The organism is Parapedobacter sp., assembly GCF_035556095.1.
Lineage (GTDB): Bacteria > Bacteroidota > Bacteroidia > Sphingobacteriales > Sphingobacteriaceae > Parapedobacter.
The window spans coordinates 322,420-348,803 of sequence record NZ_DATMFT010000018.1; the positions used below are offsets into that span (position 1 = coordinate 322,420).

The 26,384-nt window shown below is 51.2% G+C and carries 21 protein-coding genes; 6 read left to right on the forward strand and 15 right to left on the reverse strand.

Annotation, left to right across the window (positions count from 1 at the left end):
- Positions 1–6 precede the first annotated feature (6 nt).
- Positions 7–1,443, reverse strand: coding sequence for a sulfatase (locus VNQ80_RS09790; protein WP_325637967.1), 1,437 nt, complete (start codon positions 1,441–1,443; stop codon positions 7–9).
- 140 nt (positions 1,444–1,583) lie between these two features.
- On the opposite strand from VNQ80_RS09790, the gene VNQ80_RS09795 reads away from it, so the two are divergent.
- Positions 1,584–2,198, forward strand: coding sequence for a DUF4833 domain-containing protein (locus tag VNQ80_RS09795; protein ID WP_325637969.1), 615 nt, complete (start codon positions 1,584–1,586; stop codon positions 2,196–2,198).
- On the opposite strand, the gene bshC is transcribed toward VNQ80_RS09795, so the two are convergent.
- The 9 genes from bshC to nagB form a co-directional block, all read right to left on the reverse strand.
- Positions 2,192–3,781, reverse strand: coding sequence for a bacillithiol biosynthesis cysteine-adding enzyme BshC (gene bshC, locus VNQ80_RS09800; protein ID WP_325637971.1), 1,590 nt, complete (start codon positions 3,779–3,781; stop codon positions 2,192–2,194). The genes VNQ80_RS09795 and bshC overlap by 7 nt on opposite strands.
- A 48-nt stretch (positions 3,782–3,829) precedes the next feature.
- Positions 3,830–5,164, reverse strand: coding sequence for a 30S ribosomal protein S12 methylthiotransferase RimO (gene rimO / locus VNQ80_RS09805; RefSeq protein ID WP_325637973.1), 1,335 nt, complete (start codon positions 5,162–5,164; stop codon positions 3,830–3,832).
- Positions 5,165–5,221: 57 nt separating this feature from the next.
- Positions 5,222–6,184 carry a signal recognition particle-docking protein FtsY gene (gene ftsY / locus VNQ80_RS09810; RefSeq protein ID WP_325637975.1) on the reverse strand — a complete coding sequence of 321 codons (963 nt, stop codon included), beginning with the start codon at positions 6,182–6,184 and terminating at the stop codon, positions 5,222–5,224.
- A 111-nt stretch (positions 6,185–6,295) separates the two neighbouring features.
- Positions 6,296–6,481 carry a DUF4295 domain-containing protein gene (locus tag VNQ80_RS09815; protein ID WP_325637977.1) on the reverse strand — a complete coding sequence of 62 codons (186 nt, stop codon included), beginning with the start codon at positions 6,479–6,481 and terminating at the stop codon, positions 6,296–6,298.
- A gap of 45 nt (positions 6,482–6,526) precedes the next feature.
- Positions 6,527–6,709 carry a 50S ribosomal protein L33 gene (gene rpmG / locus VNQ80_RS09820; protein WP_257658623.1) on the reverse strand — a complete coding sequence of 61 codons (183 nt, stop codon included), beginning with the start codon at positions 6,707–6,709 and terminating at the stop codon, positions 6,527–6,529.
- A 44-nt stretch (positions 6,710–6,753) separates the two neighbouring features.
- Entirely contained in the window at positions 6,754–6,987 is a 234-nt protein-coding gene (gene rpmB / locus VNQ80_RS09825; protein ID WP_188507788.1) for a 50S ribosomal protein L28, read from the reverse strand.
- A gap of 102 nt (positions 6,988–7,089) precedes the next feature.
- Entirely contained in the window at positions 7,090–8,934 is a 1,845-nt protein-coding gene (locus VNQ80_RS09830) for a RagB/SusD family nutrient uptake outer membrane protein (RefSeq protein ID WP_325637984.1), read from the reverse strand.
- A gap of 31 nt (positions 8,935–8,965) precedes the next feature.
- Positions 8,966–12,097, reverse strand: coding sequence for a SusC/RagA family TonB-linked outer membrane protein (locus VNQ80_RS09835; protein WP_325637986.1), 3,132 nt, complete (start codon positions 12,095–12,097; stop codon positions 8,966–8,968).
- 351 nt (positions 12,098–12,448) lie between these two features.
- The gene (nagB, locus tag VNQ80_RS09840) at positions 12,449–14,377 is read right to left on the reverse strand and encodes a glucosamine-6-phosphate deaminase (RefSeq protein ID WP_325637989.1); all 1,929 of its coding nucleotides are present in this window, start codon (positions 14,375–14,377) and stop codon (positions 12,449–12,451) included.
- A gap of 562 nt (positions 14,378–14,939) precedes the next feature.
- On the opposite strand from nagB, the gene VNQ80_RS09845 reads away from it, so the two are divergent.
- A complete protein-coding gene (locus tag VNQ80_RS09845; protein WP_325637991.1) occupies positions 14,940–16,523 on the forward strand; it encodes a M60 family metallopeptidase in 1,584 nt (527 codons plus the stop codon).
- A gap of 123 nt (positions 16,524–16,646) precedes the next feature.
- Positions 16,647–18,068, forward strand: a complete 1,422-nt coding sequence (locus VNQ80_RS09850; RefSeq protein WP_325637993.1) for a Gfo/Idh/MocA family protein — start codon at positions 16,647–16,649, stop codon at positions 18,066–18,068.
- Between the two features lie 15 nt (positions 18,069–18,083).
- Here the strand turns inward: VNQ80_RS09850 and VNQ80_RS09855 are convergent, their stop codons facing one another.
- From VNQ80_RS09855 to VNQ80_RS09870, 4 genes are all read right to left on the reverse strand, one after another.
- Positions 18,084–19,238, reverse strand: coding sequence for a methionine aminotransferase (locus VNQ80_RS09855; RefSeq protein ID WP_325637995.1), 1,155 nt, complete (start codon positions 19,236–19,238; stop codon positions 18,084–18,086).
- Positions 19,239–19,297: 59 nt separating this feature from the next.
- Complete coding sequence (locus tag VNQ80_RS09860; protein ID WP_325637997.1) at positions 19,298–19,651, reverse strand: helix-turn-helix transcriptional regulator; 354 nt, start codon at positions 19,649–19,651, stop codon at positions 19,298–19,300.
- A 129-nt stretch (positions 19,652–19,780) separates the two neighbouring features.
- Positions 19,781–22,378: a TonB-dependent receptor gene (locus VNQ80_RS09865; protein ID WP_325637999.1), complete on the reverse strand. Its 2,598-nt coding sequence runs from the start codon at positions 22,376–22,378 to the stop codon at positions 19,781–19,783.
- 206 nt (positions 22,379–22,584) lie between these two features.
- Positions 22,585–22,809 carry a PIN domain-containing protein gene (locus VNQ80_RS09870; RefSeq protein ID WP_325638001.1) on the reverse strand — a complete coding sequence of 75 codons (225 nt, stop codon included), beginning with the start codon at positions 22,807–22,809 and terminating at the stop codon, positions 22,585–22,587.
- A gap of 392 nt (positions 22,810–23,201) precedes the next feature.
- On the opposite strand from VNQ80_RS09870, the gene VNQ80_RS09875 reads away from it, so the two are divergent.
- The 3 genes from VNQ80_RS09875 to VNQ80_RS09885 all read left to right on the forward strand — a co-directional run bounded on the left by VNQ80_RS09875 (position 23,202) and on the right by VNQ80_RS09885 (position 25,047).
- Complete coding sequence (locus VNQ80_RS09875) at positions 23,202–24,362, forward strand: PstS family phosphate ABC transporter substrate-binding protein (RefSeq protein WP_325638003.1); 1,161 nt, start codon at positions 23,202–23,204, stop codon at positions 24,360–24,362.
- A 66-nt stretch (positions 24,363–24,428) separates the two neighbouring features.
- Positions 24,429–24,665 carry a hypothetical protein gene (locus VNQ80_RS09880; RefSeq protein ID WP_325638005.1) on the forward strand — a complete coding sequence of 79 codons (237 nt, stop codon included), beginning with the start codon at positions 24,429–24,431 and terminating at the stop codon, positions 24,663–24,665.
- Positions 24,634–25,047, forward strand: a complete 414-nt coding sequence (locus VNQ80_RS09885) for a putative toxin-antitoxin system toxin component, PIN family (RefSeq protein WP_325638007.1) — start codon at positions 24,634–24,636, stop codon at positions 25,045–25,047. Before VNQ80_RS09880 ends, VNQ80_RS09885 begins: the two co-directional genes overlap by 32 nt.
- Positions 25,048–25,127: 80 nt before the next feature.
- Here VNQ80_RS09885 and VNQ80_RS09890 read toward each other — a convergent pair whose 3' ends face one another.
- A complete protein-coding gene (locus VNQ80_RS09890; RefSeq protein WP_325638009.1) occupies positions 25,128–26,375 on the reverse strand; it encodes a YeiH family protein in 1,248 nt (415 codons plus the stop codon).
- Positions 26,376–26,384: the final 9 nt, after the last annotated feature.

The window sequence follows — 26,384 nt, forward strand, 5'->3', positions numbered from 1 at the left end:
ATTATTTCAATCATCCACCCTGCCAGGTTGCCGCAGGTTCTTGCCGGGTACGCCAGTGAGCGCATCGCCCATATCCGCGCGGGCCTTTTCGGCCAAGCGGAGCATCGTCTCGACCACCCGCGGATGGTCAGCGGCCACATCGGTGCGCTCGCTGATGTCGTTGCCAAGGTGGTATAGTTCGGGCGTTTCGATAGCGGTCATCTCGTATTTGATGGGAATGCCGTCGTCGCGGTGGGGCTGCCCCGGCTTGATGGTCCGGTAAGCATGGGGTAGGTAAAGCTTCCATTCACCCATGATGACCGCCTGCAGCTCGTTGCGATTAAAATAGACGTAGTAGGCTTCATGCGGCGTTTTTGCCCCATCTGCCACCTGCATGAGTTGCCCAATGTCGAGCCCATCGATATGACGGCGGGGAAGCTCCGCGCCGGTAATCCACGCGATGGTGGGCAACACGTCGATGGTCATGGCCGGTTCGGCCTGTACCTTGCCGGCCGGCAGCTGGCCGGGCCAGCGCATGATGCAGGGCACGCGGATACCGCCTTCCCACGAGGTGCCTTTGCCCTCGCGCAGCGGGACGGCCTCGCCACTGTGCCCACCATAGGAAAGCCACGGACCGTTGTCTGAAGCAAAGATCACCAAGGTACGCTCATCCAAGCCATATTGCTCAAGGGCCTCCAAAACCTGTCCGACGGACCAATCGATTTCCATGATGACATCGCCATACAATCCCCTTTCGGATTGGCCCTTGAATTTATCGGACACCGCCAACGGTACGTGGGGCATGCTGTGGGCGAGGTAGAGGAAAAAGGGTTGGTCTTTATGCCTTTTGATGAAATCAACCGCCCGCTCGGTATACTGGGTGGTGAGCAAGTGCTGGTCGTCGACCGTATCGATGATCCGTTCGTTTTCATATAGGGGCAACGGCGGATAGTAATTTTTATTTTCGGGATGATGGGGCCACATGTCGTTGGAATAAGGGAGGCCGAAAAATTCATCAAACCCCTGCCGCGTGGGGAGGAACGGCGTGTGGTGGCCGAGGTGCCATTTGCCGATGGCCGCCGTATGGTAGCCCAATGGTTTGAGTACTTCGGCGATGGTCATCTCGTCGGGGTGAAGGCCGTGTTTAGCCGTATGGTCGAGCGCGCCATGGATACCGACCCTATTGGGATAACATCCCGTGAGCAAAGCGGCACGGGAGGCGGAACAAACGGCCTGTGCCGCATGGAAATTGGTAAACTTCACCCCTTCCGCAGCCATCCGGTCGAGGTGTGGCGTCTGGATGTCCGGCGAGCCGAATGCACCGACATCCTGGTAACCTTGGTCATCGGTAAAGACGATGACGATATTGGGTTTCTGCCGGGCCGGCGGTACTTGTGCGCTGGCGGCTGCAGTCATCAGGACAATGATCGATAACAGTAGGGTACGAATGGACAGTGTGGTCATATAATCGTTGTTTTAATGGAATCTCGCTGTCATCCAACGGCTAATTTACGAATTATTCTCCGAAGGGGCATGGTTCGGCAACACGATAAATATTGCAAATCACAGAGATTTTAGCTAAGTTTGGGAAAAGGAGGCCATTGATGCTGGTATACCCGCTTTTCCATCCGTATGCTTTTCACGACCTGTACCTCCGTGGAGGCGCAAGGTGCGGCTTGTGTATGGTACTCTTTTTAGCGGGGTTTACACTCGCCGCCCAGGAGCGACAATCGGCCAAAAAAGCAGAGGCTGACACCCTCCCCGTACCCAACGAACCAAACCAATTGTTCTATCTCCAGCGAGATCCGGATGACAACACCGTGATTTACCAACTCAACACCGTTGATGGTGTGGTTGATGCCGACAAGCCCGTAAACATCTATTGGATTCGTTATGCCGAAGGGGGCACGCGCAAGAACTTGAATTTCGTGCAGCGCAGCATGGCATACGGCATTACCCACAAAAAGCTGGGCGATGACGCTATCGAACTGCGGTTGGCCGCCTATGAGGATCATCCGCTGCGGCTTGCCTATTGCGAAAAGAGCAAAACCTACAGGGTCTATACCACTATCGATCGCCGGGAAGCGGTGTTAGAGCGTATTTTTGTACGCATTGAAGGCGGCAGCGCACTCAATCCGAACATTATGTATTTTGAACTAGTCGGCAGAGACACCACCACCCAAACACGCGTGAGCGAACGGATAAAACCGGTTCAATAAATAATGGTGAATTTGAAATCCAACGGGTTGAAATGCTGGATGAGCTCATCGATAAGGCGGTCGCCGTAGCGTACGTACAGTGGTCCCATATTTTCCGAACGTTCCTGCAACACCCCACCCGGGAAAAGTTTCTCCTTGATGCGGTCGATCTGAATCAATGCGTCGTCGTGGTTGCGCTTATCGGCCCGGAGTAGCTTTTTTTCCAGATTGTGGATGGCCTTTTTTAACCGTGCTTTCACCGCATCGGTGCTGGGGCCCAAGCTCGGATCGATTTTATGGGCACGCAGCCGCAGCTTGCTAAAGATGGCGTTGAGTTCCATCCACTCGTCGTTGAGTGTGAGCCGGTGTTTGGTATGGCGGCGCACATACTCCTTTTTGAGCTCTTCAGTGTCTTTGAAAATACTTCGGAAGGTGAGGTTGAGCCGGAGCACCTTCACAGACATGTTGTCGTCCGTGATCATCGCCGAGTTGCGGGGCACCAAGATCGGGAAATCGACACCATAATGTTCGAAAACCGATTTCAGCTGCAACCAATAGGCAATTTCGGCACCACCTCCGATGTAGGCCAGGTTTGGCAATATCAATTCCTGGTACAGCGGGCGCATGACCACGTTGGGACTGAAACGCTCGGGGTGCCGTTGTATTTCGATCTTAAGTTCCGCTTCGGAAAAATAAATCCTTTGGTTGAGCACTTCAAACCGGCCGTCATCCAACTGGACGATCCGCTCGCGGAATGCGTCGGTGAGGTAGAAAAAGTTGATTTCGCGGGCATGAACCTGACTGGCAAAGCCAGCCGCTAGCAGGGCATCCGAAGTTTGTTGGATAGCCTTGTAGCTGTGACCTCCAAGGATATCCTGCTCGATGAAGGGCGCAAAGCGTTGTTTGAGCGCCACATCGTCCGCGTCGATGATTACGAGGCCGTGGGCCCCGAACAGACCGTCGACCAAACACCTGGTGGCATCCGCCAAGTTATCGTGCTGCAGGTAGGCCGCTTTGACCAAAGCGGCCAGTTTGGATGAGTTGTCCGACAGGCCGAGCGTACGCTGGTATTCGTGTACCGTATCGCCCATCGTCGCCGTCTTCACCCGTCCCGTGGCACCTGCCGCAGGGATATCCCACCCGATTTTCTTGCCGTGGAGGCGCGTATGGTTGATCTCGGCAAAATCGTGGTCTTCGGTGGCCATCCAATATACAGGCACAAAATGGTATTCGGGGAAGGCCGCCTTAAGGTCGCGCGCAAGGCGTATGGTGGTGGCTATCTTAAAGATGAAGTACAGCGGCCCGGTAAAGATATTGAGTTGGTGGCCGGTAGTCACGGTAAACGTGCGTTCGTCTGCCAGCGCGTCGATGTTGGCGGCAACAGCCGGCTGTTCTTGCAATAACTCGCCGTATTGATGCCGCAATACGTGCACCAATCCGGTACGGTCGGTTTTGCCGGTTTTGCTTTCCAGTTGCCGGGCAAACCCGTCGATCGTCGGCCTGTTTCCGGCGAAGGGGGCCAGGGACGACGCATTCGCTAAATACGCCAGCAATATTTTGGAAAAGCTGTTGGTATCTTTGTAATCTATATAGGTGGCCTTCATCAGTAAACAAAGATAGGTGTTGCACGCAAAAACCGCGACGGATAACGATTATTTGACAATCGTTCCATACAGGTCGAAATCTTCGGCCTTATCGATGCGTACGTTAGCAAAATGGCCGAGTGAAAGGTAATTCCCCACTGCCGGGATAAGTACCTCGTTGTCTACCTCGGGCGAATCGTACGCAGTGCGCCCAATGAAATAGTCGCCCTCTACTTTATCAACCAATACCTTGTAGGTAGTCCCTACTTTCTGCTGGTTGATGTCGAACGAGATACCCTGCTGGATGTCCATGATTTGTTCCACGCGGGCAGCTTTTGTTTCTTCGGGCACATCGTCTATCAGGGTATGGGCATGGGTCTTCTCTTCGTGCGAGTAGGTAAAGCAACCGAGGCGGTCGAACCGCGTATCGGCTACCCATTGCTGGAGTTCCTCGAAATCCCGCTCGGTTTCGCCGGGGTACCCGCAGATGAGCGTGGTGCGCAGCGCAATGCCCGGTACTTGGTCGCGGATCGCCGCTACCAGGTCGATTGTCTTCTGTTTGGTGATGCCCCGCCGCATGGATTTGAGCATGGGATCGCTAATGTGCTGAAGGGGCATATCGAGGTAATTGCAGATATTGGCACGCTCGTTCATGGCATCGAGGACATCCATCGGGAAACCCGACGGGTAGGCATATTGCAGTCGTATCCATTCGATACCTTCTACGTCCGACAGGCGGCGCAGCAGGTCCGCAAGGTTTCGCTTACCATACAGGTCGAGCCCATAGTAGGTAAGGTCTTGTGCAATGAGGATGAGCTCCTTGGTGCCGTTTTTGGCCAACAGTTGGGCCTCTTTCACCAAGGCTTCCATGGGCGTAGACACGTGCTTGCCGCGCATCAGCGGAATGGCACAGAACGAGCAAGGGCGGTTGCAGCCCTCGGCAATTTTGAAATAGGCGAAATGCGACGGTGTGGTAAGCAAGCGCTCGCCAATCAGCTCGTGCTTGTAATCCGCCCCCACGGCACCAAGGAGGTCCTGCAAATCATGCGTGCCGAAGTAGGCGTCTACGTTGGGGATTTCGCTTTGCAATTCGGGTTTATAGCGCTCTGACAAGCAGCCGGTAACGATGACCTTACCCACCTTGCCCGCATCTTTAAGCGCACTGTATTGCAGGATGGTATCGATCGACTCCTGCTTGGCGTTATCGATGAACCCACAGGTATTAATGACCACGATATCATCGGTCTGCACGTCGGCCGACTCATGTACCACAGGCATATCGTTGCCCCGCAGTTGGCCCATCAGCACTTCGCTGTCGTGTATATTTTTGGAACAGCCCAACGTCACCACGTTTACACGGGGTTTCCGGAGGTTGTTTGTTACCTTGCTAGGTTTTGTGTTCATTCGGCATGTATTTTTTACGTAACGCGCTGATCGCGCAGGCTCCATCGTGCGCTGGGATCATTTGAATAGGGAGTCGACAAATTCCTTTTTGTTGAACAGCTGGAGGTCGTCCACCTTTTCGCCCACGCCGATGTATTTGACCGGTATCTTGAATTGGTCGGATATACCGATGACTACGCCGCCCTTGGCGGTACCGTCGAGCTTGGTGAGCGCCAGCGCGTTGACATCGGTAGCCTGGGTGAACTGTTTGCACTGCTCGATGGCATTCTGACCGGTCGACGCGTCAAGCACGAGTAGGATTTCGTGGGGCGCGCCCGGTACGATCTTCTGCATCACCTGCTTGATTTTGGTCAGCTCATTCATCAGCGCTACTTTATTGTGCAGCCTGCCGGCGGTGTCGATGATGGCTACATCGTCGCCATTGGCTACGGCCGATTTGACGGTATCGTACGCCACGGAGGCGGGGTCTGACCCCATGGCTTGTGCCACCACGCGCACGCCCACGCGCTCGCCCCACAGCTTAATCTGTTCTACGGCTGCTGCCCGGAACGTATCGGCGGCACCCAACACCACGCTGTTGCCCGCTTGTTTGAGCTGATGGGCCAATTTACCGATGGTGGTTGTCTTACCCACCCCATTGACGCCCACGACCATGATGACATAGGGCTTGTGCTCGCCATATTCAAAATGTTCGAAATCTGCGCTGTTGTTTTCGGCAAGCAACGCTTGGATTTCATCGCGCAGGAGGGCGTTGAGCTCCGATGTGTTGATGTACTTGTCGCGTGCCACACGGGCTTCGATGCGTTCGATGATTTTGAGCGTGGTGGTTACACCTACATCCGAGGTAACGAGCACTTCTTCCAGTTCATCGAGTACGTCGTCATCCACGGTAGATTTGCCCACCACTGCCTTGGTAATCTTAGACAAAAACCCTTCTTTGGTTTTCTCGAGTCCCTTATCGAGGGCTTCTTGGGCCTCGGGTGTTTCCTGCTTTTTCTTGAAAAAATCGAATAATCCCATAGTTAGTTATCACTGAGCTTCTTTAATAAGCTCACTAATTGCAAACATAACAAAAAAGCCCTTCCGGTAGTTTCCCGAAACGGCTTTTCGCAATAATGGTATCTACAGAAATTACTCTGCAGCTGCTTCTACAACGGCTTCTTTGGCTGCCTCTACGGCATCCTTGATGTGGTCGTTGTGCGCAATCAGTTCCTTAAAGGTATATGCACCTGTTTTCGGAGACCTAACGGCAGTGATAACTTTGGTGTAGTCTTTGCCTTTGCCCGTTTTGAGTGATGCTACTGCTTTCTTTGCCATCTCTTTTTATTCATTATGCAAATTGCTGCTGAAAGCAACTGCGGATTACTTAATCTCTTTGTGAACGGTAACGCGGCGCAACACCGGATTGAATTTTTTCAATTCAAGACGTTCGGTGGTGTTCTTCTTGTTTTTTGTGGTGATGTAACGCGACATCCCCGGTTGACCGCTTTCTTTGTGTTCAGTACATTCCAGAATGACCTGTACCCTATTTCCTTTTTTTGCCATTGCTTCGTTGTATTATCGCCCGCCCTACCGGTGCGGATGGTTCTTTAGACGTATCCCTTCTTGATAAACTTGTTGATCACGGCAGTGATGCCGTTTTTGTTGATGGTCTTTATCGCCGAGGTGGATACTTTCAGGGTAATCCAACGGTTTTCTTCAGGAATGAAGAACCGCTTGGTCTGCAGGTTAGGGTAAAACTTACGCTTCGTCTTCGCATTTGAATTGGAAACGTTGTACCCATTCATCGCACCTTTTCCTGTTAAATCACAAACTCTTGACATGATGGTATGCTGTTATATATTATTAAACGCCTTTTTGCAAAGGGTTTGCAAATATCAGCATTTGTTTTTTATTATACAATTATTTTTAGAAATCAATTTTACCTACTCTTGGGCACCCTGCTCTTCAAGCACGTGGTCAAGCGGTTCCACATTCTTTTCATAGCCAATATACCCTTTATTCTGATTAATGACACCTTCGGGATTACCATTGATCGCGCTGATTGGAATGGGCCACAGTACATGATAGGGGCTCATACGGTAAGTTGTGCCAAAATTTGTCATAACGCCCTTATTATAGAAATCACTTTTAGCGATAACACGGTCATACATGAAATTGTCATCGGAAAAGTTGGTCAAGCTGTAGGTCTTCCCGTTATCTGCCGCGATACCCGTTTGCGCATAAATATAAGCGATGCGCGTAAGCTCGGTTTTGCGGGGTTCTTCATAGTACAACTCCCGCGCACGTTCATCCAGTACCGTCCCCATATTCACGTCAGCGGCATCAATGGGCCCTGCATTCGCTCGCGCGCGGACAGCATGGATGTCGGCAGCCGCGCTCGGCAAATCGCCTTTCCATACGTAGGCTTCCGCCCGCAACAGGTACGTGTCGGCCAACCGGAATACATACCAATCGGTATTGCCGCCCGCAGGTTGCACCCGGGTTGGATCTTCAATAAACAACTTGTAGTGCGGCCAACTAAACCACTGCCGGATGGTATCGTTGGACAATATCGTGCCTTGGTCATTCCGGAGCTGCAGGTGCTTACCATAGTACGGGTCATTGTCCTCCTTCAATGCCGGCGCATTATAGACCAAATCTTCCATATCCATCCAATTGCCGGGTGCGTGGCGAAGATCCCCATCGTCACCCCATATGCCTTGCTGGCTGTACCAGGTTGGCCGCAGGCGACCAATACCGCGGCCCACCTGCGCCACCAGCGGTATTTCCGCGGTCGCTAAATCGGAAGTCCCCCGGCTCCCGGTAGGTGTGATGATTCCCGCTGCATGCCAATACGGCACCGCATTACGCATCAATTGGATACCCCCGTCGTGGTTACCGTCCATATTAACCTTATCAATGACCAACATCAGGGCTTCTGTATTCGAGGCTAACGATTTATTTTCCGGTCGGTGCAAATCCCAGATCACATTGCGCTCGGGGTCGTTTTGATCTACCCCGAACCGTTGGGTCATCAGTTTATACCTACCTCCGTCAATCACATTATTGGCCGACTGAATGGCGTCATCAAATAAACCCAGTGCCAGGTTAACCTTGGTTAGCAAATGGCTTACTGCACCTTTGGTTACTTGCCCTTTGTTCACATCGTCAGGCACCCATTCCTGCGCAAACTCCAAGTCTTCTTTTAAGCGTTGCAAGATGACTTCCCGTTTTGTACTGTAAAAATCGAGTTTAGGCTCCGTTGGCATAAAGAAAACGGCTGGCACGTCACCGAATTGGTGCACCAATCGATAATAGCGCAGCGCCCGGTGGAAATAAGCAGCTCCCAACAGGTGGTTTTTCTCCTCTTCTGAGGCGTAATCCTGCGGCACATCGATATATTGGATGGCCGTATTGGCGTACCGGATGCCGCGATAACCTTCCAGCCAGTACCAACCGATCTTGTTATAGTCAGTATGGTTCAATTCCGCGTCAGGTGTGATGGCCTGGTTCAAATCCTGTGCCGGGCCCGGTTTATCGGTAGTCCCCTCCACGGCTACTTCCGAGAAAATCAGTTCGGAAATCAAGGGGGCGGCATCCCCTACATATTCGTACCTCAAATTCTTCTCGCACGCCACCAGGGTGGCCCACAACGCATCCGCCGTTTGGAACGTCTCGTCGGGCGTATAGATAGAAAGAGGTTTGGGTGCTAAAAACTCACGCTTGCAGCCGGCGATTACCAGGGCAACGAGGGCGACATATATGCTCTTATTTATTATTGTTTTCATGACATTCATAGTTAATTTTCCAGCTAATCGATTATAGTGTCAAGTCTACGCCAATGTTGAAAAATCGGGGAGTAGGGCCTACGCCTTGGTCCGGATCCCATTCAGGATCCCAAAACTCCCAATCGGGCGCCCACATGGCTGCGTTGCGTACGTTGGCAAACAATCGGAGTCCCTGGATACGATACCGGCTTAGCAGGGTGTTGGGAACATTATAGGCTAGTGACACGTTGTCTATACGGATGAAAGAGCGTTTACGATAGACATTAAAACCGGTGGCACTGCCCTCGTTGGAGTTAATCCGTGCCCATTCGGTCGACTGATTCTCGGGCGTCCAGTACGGGTTCACATAACTATTCATCCGATCCGGGAATCCGTTGCGGCTCTTCACCCAATTATAACTGGATTGATGCCCCCATAAGGAATACATCGATATCGACGCACTAAAATGCTCGAGAAACCTGAACTCATTGCGGAATGACCAACGGAAACGAGGCTCGGTGAAACCCAAGAACTGCCGGTCTTCATTGCTGTAAAGCCCGTCGTCGTTGACATCTTCCAGGTGATAATCTCCGGGACGCAATCCATAGCGGTCGGCTATTTCCTCTTGGCCCAACTGGTAAACGCCCAACGCTTTCCAGTCCCATATGGCATCGATGGCATGACCAATGAACCAGCGGTTCTGCACATCATCGAGTTCCCTGCCATCCTCGCCATAATTTCGATAGATGTGTTGAATCTCATTCCGGTTTATCTGAAACAGCACGGTGCTCCGCCAAGAGAAATTTTGCCGGTCGATGTTAAGCGAATTCAGGGTTATTTCGAAGCCCCGGTTCCGCACTTCGCCGAGGTTGTCCATCACATTATCGAATCCGGAAACGTTTGGCAAGCTGCGCAGCACCAGCAGGTCGGTCGAATTCATCTGATAGAATTCCAGGTTTCCATCAATCCGATTGTTGAACAAGCCAAAGTCAAGCCCCAGATTATAGGATGTATTGCGCTCCCATCGGAAATTCGGATTCTGCATGCGGTTTACCCAAAGCTGACTGGCCTGGATGACGGTACCATCCGGCAGTACATATAGGTATTTCCCGGTGGTTAAGTCTGACAGGGCAATATACATGTCGCGGTCATCCCCCACGTCGCGGTTACCGTTACTTCCCCATGACAGCCTGAGCTTACCAAAATTAAACCAGTCGCTATTAAAGAACGGTTCTTCGGTAAATGTCCAGCCCAGGGCGAGGGAGCCGAAGTTGGCTCGGGGGTGCCTTTGCCCGAATGCCGAATACCCGTCGCGACGATACGTACCGGTCAAAATGTAGCGGTTTTTTAATGAATACACCAATCGCGCCATCAGCGCGTCACCGGTGCTGTAGGTATCATTGCTGCTGAGTACGGGTTTAATCCCGCCGTCAATACCGTGGAAGCCCCGATCGTCATTCGGCTCGAAATTTTCATTGGTCATGGTATTGTCCCACCGTTGGAACTTCTCCGCATTGGCCAGTAAAGTCACATCGAAGCGGTGTATATCGGCAAATTCTTTTTCCCATTTCAGGATGTTGTCGATTTGCCAATAGTAGGTTTCTTGCTGCCGCCGCGATGCGCGGCCCCCAAAGGCGGCCCATTCCGCATGGCTGGACTTTTCGTGATTATACCGCTCGTAGAGACGCAACTGCGGCGTAAAGTTGGTGGTAAACGTAATGCCAAACGGCAGCTTCAGTCGGCCAAAAATTGTACCGTTCAACGTATTGGTCCGGTCTAGGCGACTGGTATGGAAGGCCGCATATCCGGGATTGACACCGCCAGACGCTTCGTTATTCGGTCGCCACGTGAGTTGACCATCTTCATCGTATTGGGTACCCCACGGCGAGAGGTTCTGGATTTGTGCCCAATCGTGGGCAATCGCACTTTCATTGCGCGATGTCGCCTGCAAATTCATCCCTACGGCAAGATAATCCGTGATATTCGCTTCGATGTTAGCACGGGTACGCAACGTCTTGAACCGGTCACCCGTGATAATCCCCTCGTTGTCGAGATAACCCGCCCCTAGATAATAAGCGACATCCTTATTTTTTCCAGACACGCTGAGGTTATGGTCTTGGCGAAAACCATGCTGAAATACTTGGTCGTACCAGTTGACGCTCCGGCCTTCCATATAGTTATCCACTTCATTTGGTTGGAGATTAAGCCGCCGTAGCCAGGTGCGCACGGGGTCACCGGTCGAACCGTCGTAGGCCATCCACTCTTCCACACTGACATCCGGCGGAAGATTCCTCGGATCGTCAAAACGATAAGGCTCAGCATTGGCATTGATGCTTTTGAATACATCAGACCTCCAATCCACAAATGCCTGCCCTTCATACACCTTTTCATGAATGGCCATGGAGGCCAGGCCGAACGTGCTATTATAATTGATGAGTGGCTTACCTTCTTTTCCCTTTTTAGTGGTAACAAGGATGACTCCCGATGCAGACTTGGCACCAAAGACCGCAGCGGCGCTCGCATCTTTTAACACGTCTACCGATTCAATATCGGACGGATTGATATCCTCCCATGCCCCTGCATATATGGCACCATCGAGCACGATGAGCGGGCTCGTGCCGGCGTTGAGCGAAGTCCGTCCGCGGATCTGTAAGCTTCCACCACCTTTCGCCCGGGCGCTGAACCCCACGTTCAGACCCGCGATATTTCCACGAAGTGCGTCGGTAAGTTGGGTAGGTGCTTCATTTTCGATTTTCGCGGCATTCAATTGTGAAACCGCACCGGTAAGGTCACGTTTCCGCATGGTGCCATAACCCACTACCACCACCTCATCCAAATCGGCCACAGCCACCGTAAGGGCAGCGTCTACATTTTCACGATTCTGGACGGCTACTTCCAACGAATTATACCCCACGGATGAAAAGACGAGAATCGCATCTGGCGGGACGTTTTGCAATACATAGGCACCGTTCTCATCGGTGCGCCCGGCATGGTCGGTTCCCTTTACCTGCACGGTTACGTCAGCAATCCCCATGTCGCCACCCGATTCCGTGACTCGGCCGCGTACGGTAAGTTCTTGCTGCGCCGATGCCAGGATGGGGAATAGCAGAAATAGTGTGGCGGTTAACAACACCAGACGCTTCACTGTCGACTCGTCGAAGCGTTTTCGATAAATAATCATCATAACTTCCTCCTTTTGTATTAATTGGTAATGAAGCCGTCTAACGACGGGCGATAAGTAGAATCAATCTGTGTTTTTAGTTTGTTTTGTAGCACAGAATGGTAAAGTCTAATTTATTAAGTTTAATTGAGGAGGGTGTTAAGAAATTAAAAACGCCCGTTAACATAGCCAGAAATCCGTGTTTTCAACACCATTCAATCGATGGATTGATTTTTTCATTTGTAACACGAATGTTGCTAAAGATGAAGGTTGCCAACCGGTAGCGGGCGTACCGGGTTTAAGGGCATCGGTGGATTTTCCGGGCGGAAAAGCAATTAGTTAGTTGCCCATGGCTTCGGCCATGGGCAACGATTTTTATTCTTCTTCAAATTTCCAACGCACGAATGCTTCGATGGCCTCATATTCGGCCATTCCCAAGCGGTCGTACAGTTTTGCGGTTTCGCGTGTGCGCTCTTCGGCGCGCACCCAGAACTCGCGCGCATCATCCCCCGGAAACACCGGGAGGTCTTTCTGCGATTGGTGCTTGAATATCGCGTGCCGTTTGCGCAGCACCTCCTGCGGTGAGAGTGGTACAGCCATTTCGATCTCGTGGATTTCAAATTCATGCCAAGCACCGCGGTAAAGCCATAGCCAGCAATCGGTTGCCCACGCTTCGGTTTTGCGGAGGCGCGTCATCGCCTGGTGGATGATATCGAAACACACCTTATGTGTACCGTGCGGATCGGCAAAGTCGCCGGCAGCAAAAATCTGATGGGGCTTGACTTGCTGAAGCAGTTCCATGGTAGCCACGATATCGTCTTCGAAATCGAGTTCTTTACTGTACTTGCCGCGGTCGTAGAAAGGCAGGTTCTGGAAATGGATGTTTTCATCGGGCAACCCGGCAAAGCGTGCACCGGCGATGGCCTCACCCTTGCGGATAAGCCCTTTCACGGTGAGCAACTCGGCCGTATCCATTTGGTTGGGCTTCTTGTCGGCAATAAACTGGCGCGCATCGCGGTAGAGCACTTCCAATTTCTGCGTATCGATGCCCTGCGATTTGGCAAAGTCGGTAGCAAACTCGATGAAACGGAGGGCATCGTCATCCCAAACGGCCGTGTTGCCGGACGTCTGGTACGCCACATGCACGTCGTGCCCTTGGTCGGCCAGTCGGATAAACGTACCGCCCATGGAGATCACATCGTCATCGGGATGCGGCGAGAAAATGATCGACCGTTTCTTCGCCGGGTCGCGGCGCTCCGGGCGCTGGCTATCGTCGGCATTGGGTTTGCCGCCTGGCCATCCAGTAATGGTGTGCTGCAGCTGATTGAAAATGTCGATATTGATGTGGTACACAGGCCCCTTCTCGGTAGCCAATTGAGCCATACCGTTGGTGTTATAGTCGTCTTCGGTAAGCTTAAGTACCGGCTTATTAAGCGTTTGCGAGAGCCAGACCACGGCTTTCTTGATGGTTTTGCGGTCCCACACGCAATCCTTCACCAGCCACGGCGTATCAAATCGGGTCAGCAAGGATGCAGCGTCTTGGTCGAGCACGAACTCCACGCTGTCTGACAGTTGCAGGTAAGTGGCCGGCACATCGGACGAAAGCTCGCCTTCGACGGCTTTCTTCACGATCTCTGCTTTTTTCTGGTTCCACGCCATGAGAATGATCTCGCGGGCTTTGAAGATGGTACCGATGCCCATGGTGATGGCCTTCGTAGGTACATTCTCCTTACCACCGAAGTCACGCGAGGCATCTCGCCGCGTAAGGTCGTCGAGCGTAACCAACCGCGTGCCGGAATTTGGCGCGGATCCGGGCTCGTTGAAGCCGATGTGGCCGGTACGGCCGATGCCGAGTAGCTGTAGATCCAATCCGCCCAATGCAGTTATTTTCTGTTCGTAGGCTAAGCAGTAGTCATGGATATCTTCCATCGACAATGTACCATCGGGGATATGCACGTTGGCCCGCTCGATGTCTACATGGTCAAAAAGATGCCTGTTCATAAACGTCACATAACTCTGCTCCGAATCGGGCAACATGGGATAGTATTCATCGAGGTTGAAGGTGACCACGTTTTGGAAGCTGAGTCCTTCCTCCCGGTGCAGACGAACCAGCTCCTGGTATACTTTCACGGGGGTTGCGCCTGTAGCTAAGCCAAGAATAGCCTGCTCACCTCTTTCTTTCTTGCCGCGAATCAGGTCCGCGATACGTTTCGCCACCGCCAAGGAGGCCGCGGTGGGGTCGGAGCAAACACTCACGGGTACTTTCTCGAAGCGTGTCTCTTCCAGTAAATTTAGTCTTGCCATTATAGGAATTACGTAAAAGGTGAGAAGCAAAAATAGGTATTAATGCCATTAATACAGCAAGTTTTCGGGGAAATATTTACTGGCGCGTGCGTATTGGGCTACGCAATCGTATGCGCACCCTCACTTCAGCCCCTATGTGTTTATTCAGCTCGTCCATGACCTCCGCCTGTTCACCTCCCCCGCGTATTGTTGGCGAAAACGCTAAGGCGCACATCATACTGATTGAACAATTCTTGGGGATCACAACGCGTTTGCTAACTGGTGAATAGTTAACGGAATATCGATTTGCAAAATACAAAACAAACGTCAGCCATATACACAAACGATTGTCAATGCCTTGGGGTACAAATTAAGCAAACGGTTGCGTTGCCTCATCATTTCAATTTGTCAAAAATTTACATTAATTATGCTTGGGGTTTATGTGCTAAGCCGCTGCGTTAAAATAAGCTATGCAAGTTTTATTACCATTAAACATCATCACTGATAAAGGACAAACGAGCGTAACGAGCTCATTTGTGCCGACGGAAACGCATACTCATAAATAATTTAATCAGGTATCTAAATGAGAACCATAAAATTAGTACTGTTACTATTTCTAACGTCGACGTTATTTCACGTCCGGGCACAGTCTGCCGGCGAACTTGCAGAAATATACGCCGACCTATCGTTCTTTGAAAACCCGTTGGCACACGCGCTGAAGAAGGGAACCAAAAAACGTGATATTGAAAGAATACAGAACAGCCAATTGAAAGAAACGGCCCAACAGCTCCTTGAGGGCCGGTATGATGCCAAATATCGCTATGCAACCTACGACGCTTGCTTGACACCGGCTACATTGGGCCACCATCTCCTGATTGGCGATGGGTACAGCAAATACGAAAACATGACCGGCATTTATTTACCGATGGGCAAGCACGTGGTACTTGTAGATGGCATCACCCAAGATCAAACGGTAAATCTGCTCATCCCCAACTGGAACCGGCGTGCGCCTGACGGCATTGAGCCTACCAGAGACCCCGCGGGCTGGGGTATTGTGCGCCAAGAAATCCGGCTGCACAACGGCGTAAACATCATTGATGTAAAAGATTTCGATGGATTGGCCTATATTGACTATTTTTCGGATACACCTGAAAACGAGAACCCCATACAGGTGCATTTCCCAGCAGCCCAGGTAAACGGCTACTTCGATGTGGAAGTAAATGACGACACCGACTGGAATAAGCTCATCGACCATGCCGTCTATCCAATCATTGATGCGAGGGGACAGCATATTCAAGTCGCTTACCCGGCGGCCGATTGTAAAACGCATGCATACGGAAGGGGAGTCGAATTAATCAGCAACTACGATTCATTGGTTTATCGGCAGCACCGGCTCATGGGATTGGTCAAGTATGACAAAGTTCCGAAAAACAGAATCCTGGCACGGGTAAATTATAACTATTACATGTTTCGGGATGGCGATGGGGTCGCTTATATGGGCACGGACCCCGGCAATGCAATGCCATTAGTGGTAGACCCCGACCGGGTAATTTCGGGCGACCCCTGTTGGGGATTCAGCCATGAAGTAGGCCACGTGCACCAGCTGCGGCCGGCCTTTAATTGGGGCGGTCTGGGTGAGGTGAGCAACAATGTCTTTTCGTTGTATGTAACGACGTCGTTCGGCAATAAAAGCCGGATTTCCGAGCAAGGGAATTACCAAAAAGCCCGCGAAAGTATTATCGAAGGGAAAATTAGCTACTTACAAGACGAGGACGTTTTCAACCGGCTGGTTCCGTTCTGGCAATTGCAATTGTATTTTTCGGGCGCTGGCGAAAATCCCGACTTTTACCCCGATTTGTTCGAAGCCTTCCGAATACAAGGAGCCGAGGACCAGCGGCCACGGCGGCGGGGAGGGTGGGGCGATCGCGGAGACAATCCCGCCCCTCACCAGCTCAACTTCGTCAAAACAGCCTGTAAAGTGGGGAACGTCGATTTGACGGATTTCTTTGATCAGTATGGCTTTTTCTACGTAGGCGATTTTGATTACGAGGATTATGGAAATTACCATTACCGCATGACACAGGAGATGGTTGACCAATGTAAAGCGGAGATAAAGGCTATGGGCCTGCCTAAGCCGAAAGTACTTATTAGCGCCCTTAGCGACTGAGCGTAACTGAAAACTCACACAAACGGTTGCGTTATATTAATATTTTGATAACTCGGTAAACTATGCTATTATTGTTAAACAAACGAGGTGCGACACGTGGGTGCTGACCCCAAAACACTAAATATGAAGTACAACCGTAGAAATTTCTTGAGAAGCGCCACCCTCCTTTCGGGAGCCGTGGCTACGTTGCCCGCCGTGGCACGTGAAGCGCGCAACGCCGGCAATGATTGGATGCTCAACGCTCAACCTGCGCGCCCGCAGCGCTTCAACATGAGTGGTTACGCCGCACCCAAAATCGATAAAGTCCGCATCGGATTTATCGGCTTAGGCCAGCGTGGTCCCGGTGCCGTAAACCGCATGTCGCGTATCGAAGGCGTAGAAATCAAGGCCCTATGCGACAAGTATCCGGCCAGGGCATCCAAAGCCCAGCGTATCCTCGAGGACGCCGGCCTACCCAAAGCGAAAGAGTATTCGGGTGAGGACGGTTGGAAGGACATGGTGGCCAACGAGGAACTGGACCTCGTTTACATCTGTACGCCATGGGACCTGCATACCCCGATGGCGGTATTTGCGATGGAGCATGGCAAGCACGCAGCAAGCGAGATACCCATTGCCCTTACACTGGATGAATGCTGGGAGCTGGTCGAAACTTCAGAGCGGACAAAAAAACACTGCATGATGCTGGAGAATTGTTGTTACGACTTCTTCGAAATGCTGACACTCAATATGGCGCGCAACGGTTTATTCGGTGAAATCATACACGCCGAAGGCGCCTATATCCACGACCTGCTCGACCTCAATTTCAACAAGGATGGCTATGCGGACATGTGGCGGCTGCGGATGAACGCTACGCATAATGGAAATCTCTATCCCATGCATGGCCTAGGGCCCATCGCCCAGTGTCTGGACATCAACCGCGGCGACAAGATGGACTACCTCGTATCGATGTCTACCAACGACTTCATGATGGCGGATACGGCCGCAGCGAAGGCCAAGGATGATCCGTTTTTCGAGCCGTTTGCGGGACGCACTTACCGCGGCAACATGAACACCACACTCATACACACCACAAAGGGTAAGACCATGATGATACAGCACGATGTGACCTCACCCCGGCCTTACTCGCGCATACACCTGGTCAGCGGCACCAAGGGCGTGGCCTCCAAATGGCCCTCTCCCGAGCGCATTGCGTTTGGCCATGATTGGGTAAAAGACGAGGAACTGCAAGAGCTTTACGATAAGTATACACCAGCGCTTATCAAACATGTGGGCGAAGCGGCCAAGCAGGTGGGTGGCCACGGCGGTATGGACTTCATCATGGACTGGCGGCTGATTGATTGCCTGCGCAACGGGTTGCCGCTGGATATAGACGTCTACGACTCCGTGGCGTGGAGCTCCATAATCCCGCTAAGCGAACAGTCAGTGGGAAGGCGCTCGCACTCACTGGATATACCCGATTTTACCCGGGGTGCGTGGGAACAGAACAAGCCCGTGAACCTTACGCTGGAAGGTGGTGCTACCACCGGGGTGCGAAAGGTCGGTTAATACAGCAGGGATGCTTCATGACGTTTTGACGGCCATGAGGCGTTCTATTGCCTTTTCTAATGTTTCCTCGCGTTTTGCAAAGCAGATCCTGATTAACCTTTGATTGATTGAATCGGTGTAAAATGCGGCTACGGGTATGGTAGCCACGCCATGTTGCTGGGTAAGCCACTGGCAGAAGGTCTGCTCGGGCTGGTCACTGATGGCCGAATAATCCGCCAACAGAAAGTAGGTCCCTTGGCAAGGTAAAGGCGCAAATGGCGTACCCGCAAGCCCACGCAATAGCAGGTCGCGTTTCGCTTGGAAAAATGCAGCAAGCCCAAGGTATTCTTCTGGCCTATCCAGAAAATCGGCCAACGCGTATTGGATGGGTGTATTCACGCTGAATACATTGAATTGATGCACCTTGCGGAATTCCTCCGTCAGCCGACGGGGTGCGAAACAGTAACCGATCTTCCATCCGGTGATGTGATAGCATTTACCGAAAGAAGCAACTACAAAAGCACGCTCGCGCAATTCGGGATACTGCGCAGCGCTGCAATGTCTTGTACCATCGAATACTACGTGTTCATAAACTTCATCGCTCAATAGATAGCAATCCCGATCAACAAGAAGACGCGAAAGTTCGCGGTAATCAGTATCACTAAATACCCTTGCAGTGGGGTTGTTCGGTGAATTGATAACAATCAATCGGGTCTTATCATTCATCAGCTGTGCCACAGTTTGCCAGTTGATGGCAAAATCGGGTGCCAGCAGGGTGACCGGCTTGGGCACGCCTCCGAATAGCCGCACGGCAGGCGCATACGCATCATAGGCCGGTTCGAATAAAATCACTTCATCGCCGGGCCGGATAAGCGCTGCCATAGCCGTGAACAGTGCTTGGGTGGCGCCAGCGGTCACGGTGATTTCGGTCTCCGGATCATAACAGACACCTGTGGTCACTTCCACTTTAGCACCGATGCGCTCACGAAGCATGGCCACACCTGCCATTGGCGCGTATTGGTTATGCCCGGCCCGCATATAACGTTCTACCAAGTCGATAAGCCGCGGCGAACAATCAAAATCCGGGAAACCCTGCGAGAGGTTAATCGCTCCATACTGGGCGGCTAGGTGGGACATTTGCGTAAATATTGACGTGCCAGTATGTGGCAACTTGGATTTCGGGCGAATCATTGGTTAACCATTAAACGGTGCCACAATTAACAATCCCACAAGGTTACGCATTTTATAACTCAAAAAGCCCTTCCTTCCTTAAGCATTTCACGGTAAAAGCGAATGCTGTCTTCCAACTGTGCAATGTAAGCTTCTTTGTCGTGGATTATTTTATGGTATAATGCTTTCTCTTCCATGATAAAACGCTCGATATCTTCGTGTGGCGCCTTTTCGTCACCCACCAATTCATGCAGTTTTACGTCTAATACGTTCGCGATCTGACCCAGCCGATCGATGTCAATCCGTGTAATCCCACCTTCGATATTTTGGTAGGTCTTCAATGCGATATGTAAGGCATCCGCCATTTCGGCTTGCGACAACCCGCGCTCTTTTCGCAAGCGTTTGACTTTTACCAGAATAGCTGTCTGCCCCATCGTCGTACTTTTAGACTCCAAAATAACACCGCTCCAAGCTGTTTTTCCCTTTCGGGAGGTAAAGGTATTACTTTTTATAAAAAGACTACTAATTTAATAGATATTTTTTTCAATGTGCAGGCTGCCTCATTAAAACGCGTACCGCAACGTAACGCCGTATGTACGCGGATCGCCCAATACGCCGGCGTAGTGCCCGGCATTGCCACCTGCCGGCAGTAGCTGCTCGAAGTAGTCCGTATCGAAAAGATTGCGGCCCCAAACGAAAAGGGAAACCCCTTGGGCCGCACGGAACCCGACCCGCCCATTAATCAGTGTGTAACCATCTACAACCAGGTATGTTGACGGGGACGGGTTTGAAGAAAATGATGAACGGTAAAAACCGTCCAATGCGAAAACAAATTCGCCCTCCTGCCCAAATAAATTGGTGGTTTTGGTCAGCGCCTCGCCACCGAACGACGCGGCCCATTCGGAAATACCGGGCAATTCTCCACCCGAGATATCTTTAAATGTTGGCCCACCGGTTTCTTCCAACGGCGGGGGTGCATTGGTAAACTTCACATACTTGCCATTGGTATACGCTAGCGAAGCATACACCGAGAAAAAGGAGCCGAGCCTCGCGTTGGCGTCCACTTCAAGCCCATTGACCCGGATGTGCTCCGCATTGGCGAGGTACCCGCGGTTTACGGATAAATCTGCCGACTGTACCTGGGCCTGGTAATCTTTTACCTCGGTATTATACACAATCAATCCCAAGGAAACATTGCGTATAGGCTGTGCTTTCACGCCCACTTCATAATGCCTAACGCGCTCGGGCTTAATCACGGCGAGCTCCAGCATATTTTGCCCATTTTCGCGGGGCAGCCCACCCAAGTTCAATCCGACCGGCCGAAACCCGGTAGAGAATGTGGCGAATGTATTTACCTTGTGTGACGGTTCGTAAGCAATGGTAACCTGCCCGGACACATCGGTATCGTCGATATCAGCCTCGAAAGCTTGCGCCGAGTAAACCGCGTTTTTAATAGCGAGTAACTCGGGGTCATCGGTCTGTAAACCTCCATAGGTTTCCCGGCGGAAATCAACTGCCTTCTTATCGTAATTGAACCGGATACCCGGCAACAAGCGTAGGGTCGGCGTGATTTTCCAGTCGACCTGAGCAAACACCGCCCCGCTGAATGTCTCCAAGCTGGGGTATGTTTTTATGCCATAGCCTTCCAATAGTCCAGGTGTCTGCCACAATTCGCTCTCCGAATTCTGCGAAAAGCGCCATTGGTCCCTACCCGATTCTTCCGTATGAGCAGAATCGGCGTGAAGCGACTGTCCGAATGCAAAAAGACCAACCACAGCACTTACCTTCGGCGATAGGTCGCCCGCCCAGCGTACCTCTTGCGACCACTGTTCATGGCGCGATGGGGCCTGCGACAAAGCTAGCCCCTGCAACCCAGTAAAATCACGGTCGTTCGATGGCATCCAGTTCCAATACCGCCAAGCGGTGGTCGCCGTGAGTACACCTGGTCCCAGCTTTACATCCACATTGGCCGATATACCGCCCAGGTCCTGGCCCGATTGCCAAGGCGTATCGTGGTCTATTAAGCGGTCGAACGGGTCTCGGCTCGGCAATTCATATCCCAAGTCGGCGATGATCTGCTCAAACTGCCGATACGCCGGCCGCTGTGTCGGTGCCACACCGGCAATAACCTGCGCATACCCTACGGGGCGCTGACGGGAGGCATCGCCGGTTACCAATACCTGCCAATTTTCGGACGGCGCATACAGGAGCTGGCCGCGCACCCCGAGGTTGTTCAGATCATTCAACCGCTGCTGCGTAGCTACGTTGTAAAGCACGCCGTCGCGTTGTGTGCCACTGAATGACAGGCGTGCAGCTAGGTGATCGGTCAGCGGACCGCTCACAGAAGCCTTTGCTTGGATGTATCCATAATTCCCGTAACTCAGTTCAGCCCTGCCTTCCGGTACAAACGAGGGTTTACGGGTGGTGACGTTAAATGCACCAGCTACGGTATTCTTGCCGAATAGGGTGCCCTGTGGGCCACGTAGCACCTCGATTTGCTCCACATCAATGAAGTCGAGGGTGGTAGCCGCCGTCCGTGCGTAGTAAACGCCGTCCACATAAAATCCAACCCCTGGATCGATACCATCGTTGGTAAGCCCAAACGTAGTGCCTAAGCCACGGATACTTAACCCTGTATTACGGGGATTGGAAGAATACAACTGCACAGTAGGCACCAGCTCTTTCAGCCGGTTTACGTTAAATGCCCCGCTCTCTTCGGCGAGTGCACCGCTCACTACCGATACCGGTATCGGTACATGCTGCAGCAATTCCCGGCGGCGCCGCGAAGTGACCACCACCTCGCCCAAGCCAGTCGCATGCCGTTCCAATCCGATGATTACGTTGGCCTCGTTTACCACCACCTCCTTGGTATTATAACCCAAATAAGAGACAATGACAGTGATCGGCAACTTCTGTCCGGTCACAAACCGGAAATGCCCCTGCCTATCTGTTTTGGTACTGTGTGTGACACCTGCCAACTGAATAGTGGCTCCCACTAGGGGCTCTTGCGTAGCCGCATCTTGTACAACGCCCTCAAAAGTGGCATTGATCAGCGGTTGGGTTTCTTGGGCACGAAGCAGCGTAAATACAGTTATTCCGAAGCTCGTCAGGGCAATCGTCCCAATTGCCTTTAAATGAATACGTAAAGATTTCAATATCATTTGAATTACTTTTAATTGCTAATCGCAACAAAAGTATACTGATTTAGTAGACATTAAAAGGTATAAAAAGTGCGTGTTTTAGGAAGAAAATGTGCGTAGGTGGGTTATTTGAATATTTGAGTTAAAGATTATTTGGAATTATACAGGTTCAGACCTTTTATAAACTTGAAATCCCTTACATTGTAGGTGAAAAGTTTAGTCCGGTTTCAAGAGAAGTAGCGGCTATCAAAGCGTCGGGAATTGCCAACCTGTTGGCTATGTTCCTTATGGCGAGTTCCCTTAATCAGCTCCATTTTACTGATGGCTGAAATCAACATATTATTTATCCCAATTTTTTCTATGGCACCAGCAGTTTCGGAATGACGTGTTTTATTCTCATCAAAGAACTCAATAAGGACATCTGTGTCGCAGATTATTTTTTGCGTCACCATGCAGATTTTCTTAAGGTTTTAGCATCAATATTCTCACCGGTGAAAATAGTGATCAAGTCTTGCATATCAATCTTACTTCGATTCATCTGAAGCAATGAAAAGATCGCGTCTTTGCTTTGTACCGCGTTTCCCATAAGAGCAAACTTACTGAATAATTACCTTACGGACAAATCCCTGCAAACATGCCAAATGCGCTCTTCTTCGGTGAAAAGATCGTTTTCGCGCCAGGCGTCCAACAAGAAAAAACAAAAACTTAAACCCGTTTAAGCAAGTCGAAAGTTTATCATAGATGGTAGATTTAGCGATCCTTTTTTGTAGTTTCGTATGTTCACCGTGAACAGCAAAGTGGACTTCGCAGATGAATAACCGCTCGCGGATGTTATAGCGATAAGATGACAACTCTCCGAATTATTTTCAGCCTATTGTTCATCATACTGGCGCTCGTTGCCGGCCTCTTTTTGTGGGTGGTCTTTGCCTTCAGCGGGCTTCCCTATTATGCCGGCATGTCGGTCATAGCGGCACTGGCCTTGGCAGCGGTAACCGGCGTCTACCTTGTCAACCGTATTTCGCTGCGTTGGTTGTTTAGCGGTGTGAGCATGGTGGCGGTGGCCTGTCTACTGGCTACCGCGGGTTATGAATGGCGCCAGGCTTATGTGAACAGCATACCGTTGGTACACCAGCGGGAGGTCGACCTTTCCGTTTACAGGCCATTCAGCGACTCGTCAAAGGTTGCAAAACTGGATTATCCGGCGACACTGAAATTGGAAAACGACCTACCGGTTATGGATGGCGCAACGGCCCTTTATCCGGTCTATGCGGCATTTGCCGAAGCTGTTTATCCGCGGGGAGACTATCCTCCCCACACGGGATACATCCGATGCAGCAAAACCATTGATGCTTACAAGGCACTGGCGGAAGGTGAAGCCGATGTCATTTTTGTAGCGGACCCCTCCGCCGAACAGCTCACCTATGCAAAATCCCAAGGCACGGCGTTCACATTTCACCCCATCGGCAAGGAAGCTTTTGTGTTTTTTACCCACAAAGAAAACAACGTCGACAACCTGAGCATCGAACAATTGAAAGGCATCTATTCGGGCGAAATCGGAAATTGGCGAACCGCTGGAGGCCCATGGTCGCGCATCATCGCTTACCAACGCCCCAAAGGGAGCGGTAGCCAAACGGCCCTTATCCGCATGATGGGTGACGCCGAGCTAAGCGAAGCACCCATGGACCAAACCCCAGCGGGCATGGGCGGAATGGTCCATACCGTAGCCACCTACCGCAATTACCACCGCGCGCTGGGGTTTACGTTTCGCTTCTATGCGACCGACATGGTTCAAAACAACCGAATCCGGCTTTTACGTGTTAATGGGGTCTATCCGGATCGGGAGGCAATTGAAGACGGAAGCTATCCGCTTACCGCACCATTCTATGTGGTAACCAACCGGCACCCTTCTGCTAATACCGAAAAACTAATTGCCTGGATCCAATCTGCCCAAGGCCAAGCACTGATACAAAAAACGGGATACACGCCCTACCTCGCCTTCGATTAACGTACGTGTGCTTTGGTCGCCAATCCGAGGGCAGCTTTTTATGGAAAAAAGATTATCTTTGGCATCATGGAGACGCTGCAAGTAGATATATTGAATCCTAAAGCGAGCAAGCTGCTGAAAGATCTGGCAGCACTAGGCTTGATAGCAATTAAGCCCATTCGTAACGATAGTTTTCAAAAGTTGGTGGATAAATTTCGGTCAACCGCTGCCGATGACGCGCCAAGCTTAGCGGAAATAACCAAAGAGGTTGAATTGGTAAGATCTCAACGTTATGCCAAAAAGAAGGCATCGAATAATCATTGACACTAACCTCTGGATAAGTTATCTCCTCTCGAAAGGATTGAGAAAACTGGACACGATCCTAGTGAAGAAAGAGATTGTCCTTCTGTTTTCTCAAGAATTATTAGATGAACTTGTTGAAGTGACTCAGCGCCCGAAGTTCAAGAAGTATTTCCATCCCGAAGACGTTTCCTCCTTATTGCATCAACTAAGCTTGAGGGCTGAACCGATAAATGTCGTTAGTGAGGCGAGTGATTGCAGAGATGATAAAGACAATTTTTTGCTGGCATTGGCCGAAGATGGCCGTGCAACCCATTTGATAACCGGCGATAATGATTTGCTGGTTTTGGGCCAATATAGACAGACAAAGATTGTCACCGTTGAAGCATATTTGCAGGGCCTTTAACCTATCGCCCGCTCCACCGCCTCCAATCCGTTGTAATCCGCGAATACATACTTCGCAGTAACGATTTCACGAATCCGTCACTAACCAAACAGCCACCACGCTACGGCCAGCGTAATCAAGATATTGAAAAACTGCGCAACAAGGAACGCATAGAAGGGCTTGATGCTGTTGTGCCCCAAGAGGTCTTTGAAATTCGTTTCGAGGCCGATACTGGTAAATGCCAGCGCGAACCACAGGCCCTGGATACTCTTGACACCTCCGTTCACCGCTGTTACGGTAGCGGCATCCAGCACGAAGGAAAACAACAGCGACGCACCGATGAAACCCAATACGAACTTGGGAAAGCGCTCCCAGATCACCCCCAGTCCCGGTTTCTCCACGTATTCGCCATCGGGCGTGCCCCGGTAGGTCCAATAGATGGAAATAGCAAGTGCCGCGATACCCAACAATACGTTTTGCGAGAACTTCACAATCGTGCTGATTTCCAACGCACGTTCACCCACCAAGCTGCCCGAGGCGACCACCGCCCCGGTGGTATCTATACTGCCCCCGAGCCAAGCCCCGGTAACCTCCTGGGGAAACCCGAATGCATTGGCGATATACGGCATGGCAATCATCATCGGTATAGCGGTAATCAACACCATTGATACCACGTATGAAAGCTTTTTGGAATCCCCTTTGATGGCGCCCGACGTGGCGATGGCGGCCGAAACACCGCAAATCGAAACGGCACTGGAAATCATCATCGTAAGCTCGTCATCGACCTTAAGCTTGCGGCATAGCCAGAACGCAAAATACCATACCGACAAGACGACGATGAGCGATTGTACCAGCCCCAGCGACCCTGCCTCAAGGATGTCCGAGAAAATGACCCGCGTACCCAGCAGCACCAACCCTATCTTAACAAGCAACTCTGCATTCAGTGAGTCCCGGAACCACTGCGGCAGCTTGAATAAGTTGCCTACCAGCAACCCGATCAATAGGCTGAAAATGACGGTTTCCAATCCCAGGTCATTCAAAAAGGCATTACCCGAAAGGATTAATGCGCCAACGGTAAGCAGAAACACCAATGGGAACCCTATCAACTGCGATCTGATGGATTTGCCGGTAATGAAAGCACCGATGATGACGATAGCATAGGCAAATAGGAACTGGAAAAAAACACTTACGCCATTGGTGGCGGTAAACAGCGAAGCCAGTGCAGCGCCATCGTTCCACTTATACTGCGGAACAGGTATTGACAGACCCACTACGGCCAATAAAATGATGAGGAATCCCAAAAAAACGACTGCCCAGTCCTCGGTGAGCTTTATACGTGATGATGACATAATAAGAAG

Excerpts from the sequence above, each read along its gene's own strand:
- VNQ80_RS09790 (WP_325637967.1), bottom strand. The coding sequence starts at position 1,443 with ATGACCACACTGTCCATTCGTACCCTACTGTTATCGATCATTGTCCTG.
- VNQ80_RS09795 (WP_325637969.1), top strand. The coding sequence starts at position 1,584 with ATGCTGGTATACCCGCTTTTCCATCCGTATGCTTTTCACGACCTGTAC.
- bshC (WP_325637971.1), bottom strand. The coding sequence starts at position 3,781 with ATGAAGGCCACCTATATAGATTACAAAGATACCAACAGCTTTTCCAAA.
- rimO (WP_325637973.1), bottom strand. The coding sequence starts at position 5,164 with ATGAACACAAAACCTAGCAAGGTAACAAACAACCTCCGGAAACCCCGT.
- ftsY (WP_325637975.1), bottom strand. The coding sequence starts at position 6,184 with ATGGGATTATTCGATTTTTTCAAGAAAAAGCAGGAAACACCCGAGGCC.
- VNQ80_RS09815 (WP_325637977.1), bottom strand. The coding sequence starts at position 6,481 with ATGGCAAAGAAAGCAGTAGCATCACTCAAAACGGGCAAAGGCAAAGAC.
- rpmG (WP_257658623.1), bottom strand. The coding sequence starts at position 6,709 with ATGGCAAAAAAAGGAAATAGGGTACAGGTCATTCTGGAATGTACTGAA.
- rpmB (WP_188507788.1), bottom strand. The coding sequence starts at position 6,987 with ATGTCAAGAGTTTGTGATTTAACAGGAAAAGGTGCGATGAATGGGTAC.
- VNQ80_RS09830 (WP_325637984.1), bottom strand. The coding sequence starts at position 8,934 with ATGAAAACAATAATAAATAAGAGCATATATGTCGCCCTCGTTGCCCTG.
- VNQ80_RS09835 (WP_325637986.1), bottom strand. The coding sequence starts at position 12,097 with ATGATGATTATTTATCGAAAACGCTTCGACGAGTCGACAGTGAAGCGT.
- nagB (WP_325637989.1), bottom strand. The coding sequence starts at position 14,377 with ATGGCAAGACTAAATTTACTGGAAGAGACACGCTTCGAGAAAGTACCC.
- VNQ80_RS09845 (WP_325637991.1), top strand. The coding sequence starts at position 14,940 with ATGAGAACCATAAAATTAGTACTGTTACTATTTCTAACGTCGACGTTA.
- VNQ80_RS09850 (WP_325637993.1), top strand. The coding sequence starts at position 16,647 with ATGAAGTACAACCGTAGAAATTTCTTGAGAAGCGCCACCCTCCTTTCG.
- VNQ80_RS09855 (WP_325637995.1), bottom strand. The coding sequence starts at position 19,238 with ATGATTCGCCCGAAATCCAAGTTGCCACATACTGGCACGTCAATATTT.
- VNQ80_RS09860 (WP_325637997.1), bottom strand. The coding sequence starts at position 19,651 with ATGGGGCAGACAGCTATTCTGGTAAAAGTCAAACGCTTGCGAAAAGAG.
- VNQ80_RS09865 (WP_325637999.1), bottom strand. The coding sequence starts at position 22,378 with ATGATATTGAAATCTTTACGTATTCATTTAAAGGCAATTGGGACGATT.
- VNQ80_RS09870 (WP_325638001.1), bottom strand. The coding sequence starts at position 22,809 with ATGGTGACGCAAAAAATAATCTGCGACACAGATGTCCTTATTGAGTTC.
- VNQ80_RS09875 (WP_325638003.1), top strand. The coding sequence starts at position 23,202 with ATGACAACTCTCCGAATTATTTTCAGCCTATTGTTCATCATACTGGCG.
- VNQ80_RS09880 (WP_325638005.1), top strand. The coding sequence starts at position 24,429 with ATGGAGACGCTGCAAGTAGATATATTGAATCCTAAAGCGAGCAAGCTG.
- VNQ80_RS09885 (WP_325638007.1), top strand. The coding sequence starts at position 24,634 with ATGCCAAAAAGAAGGCATCGAATAATCATTGACACTAACCTCTGGATA.
- VNQ80_RS09890 (WP_325638009.1), bottom strand. The coding sequence starts at position 26,375 with ATGTCATCATCACGTATAAAGCTCACCGAGGACTGGGCAGTCGTTTTT.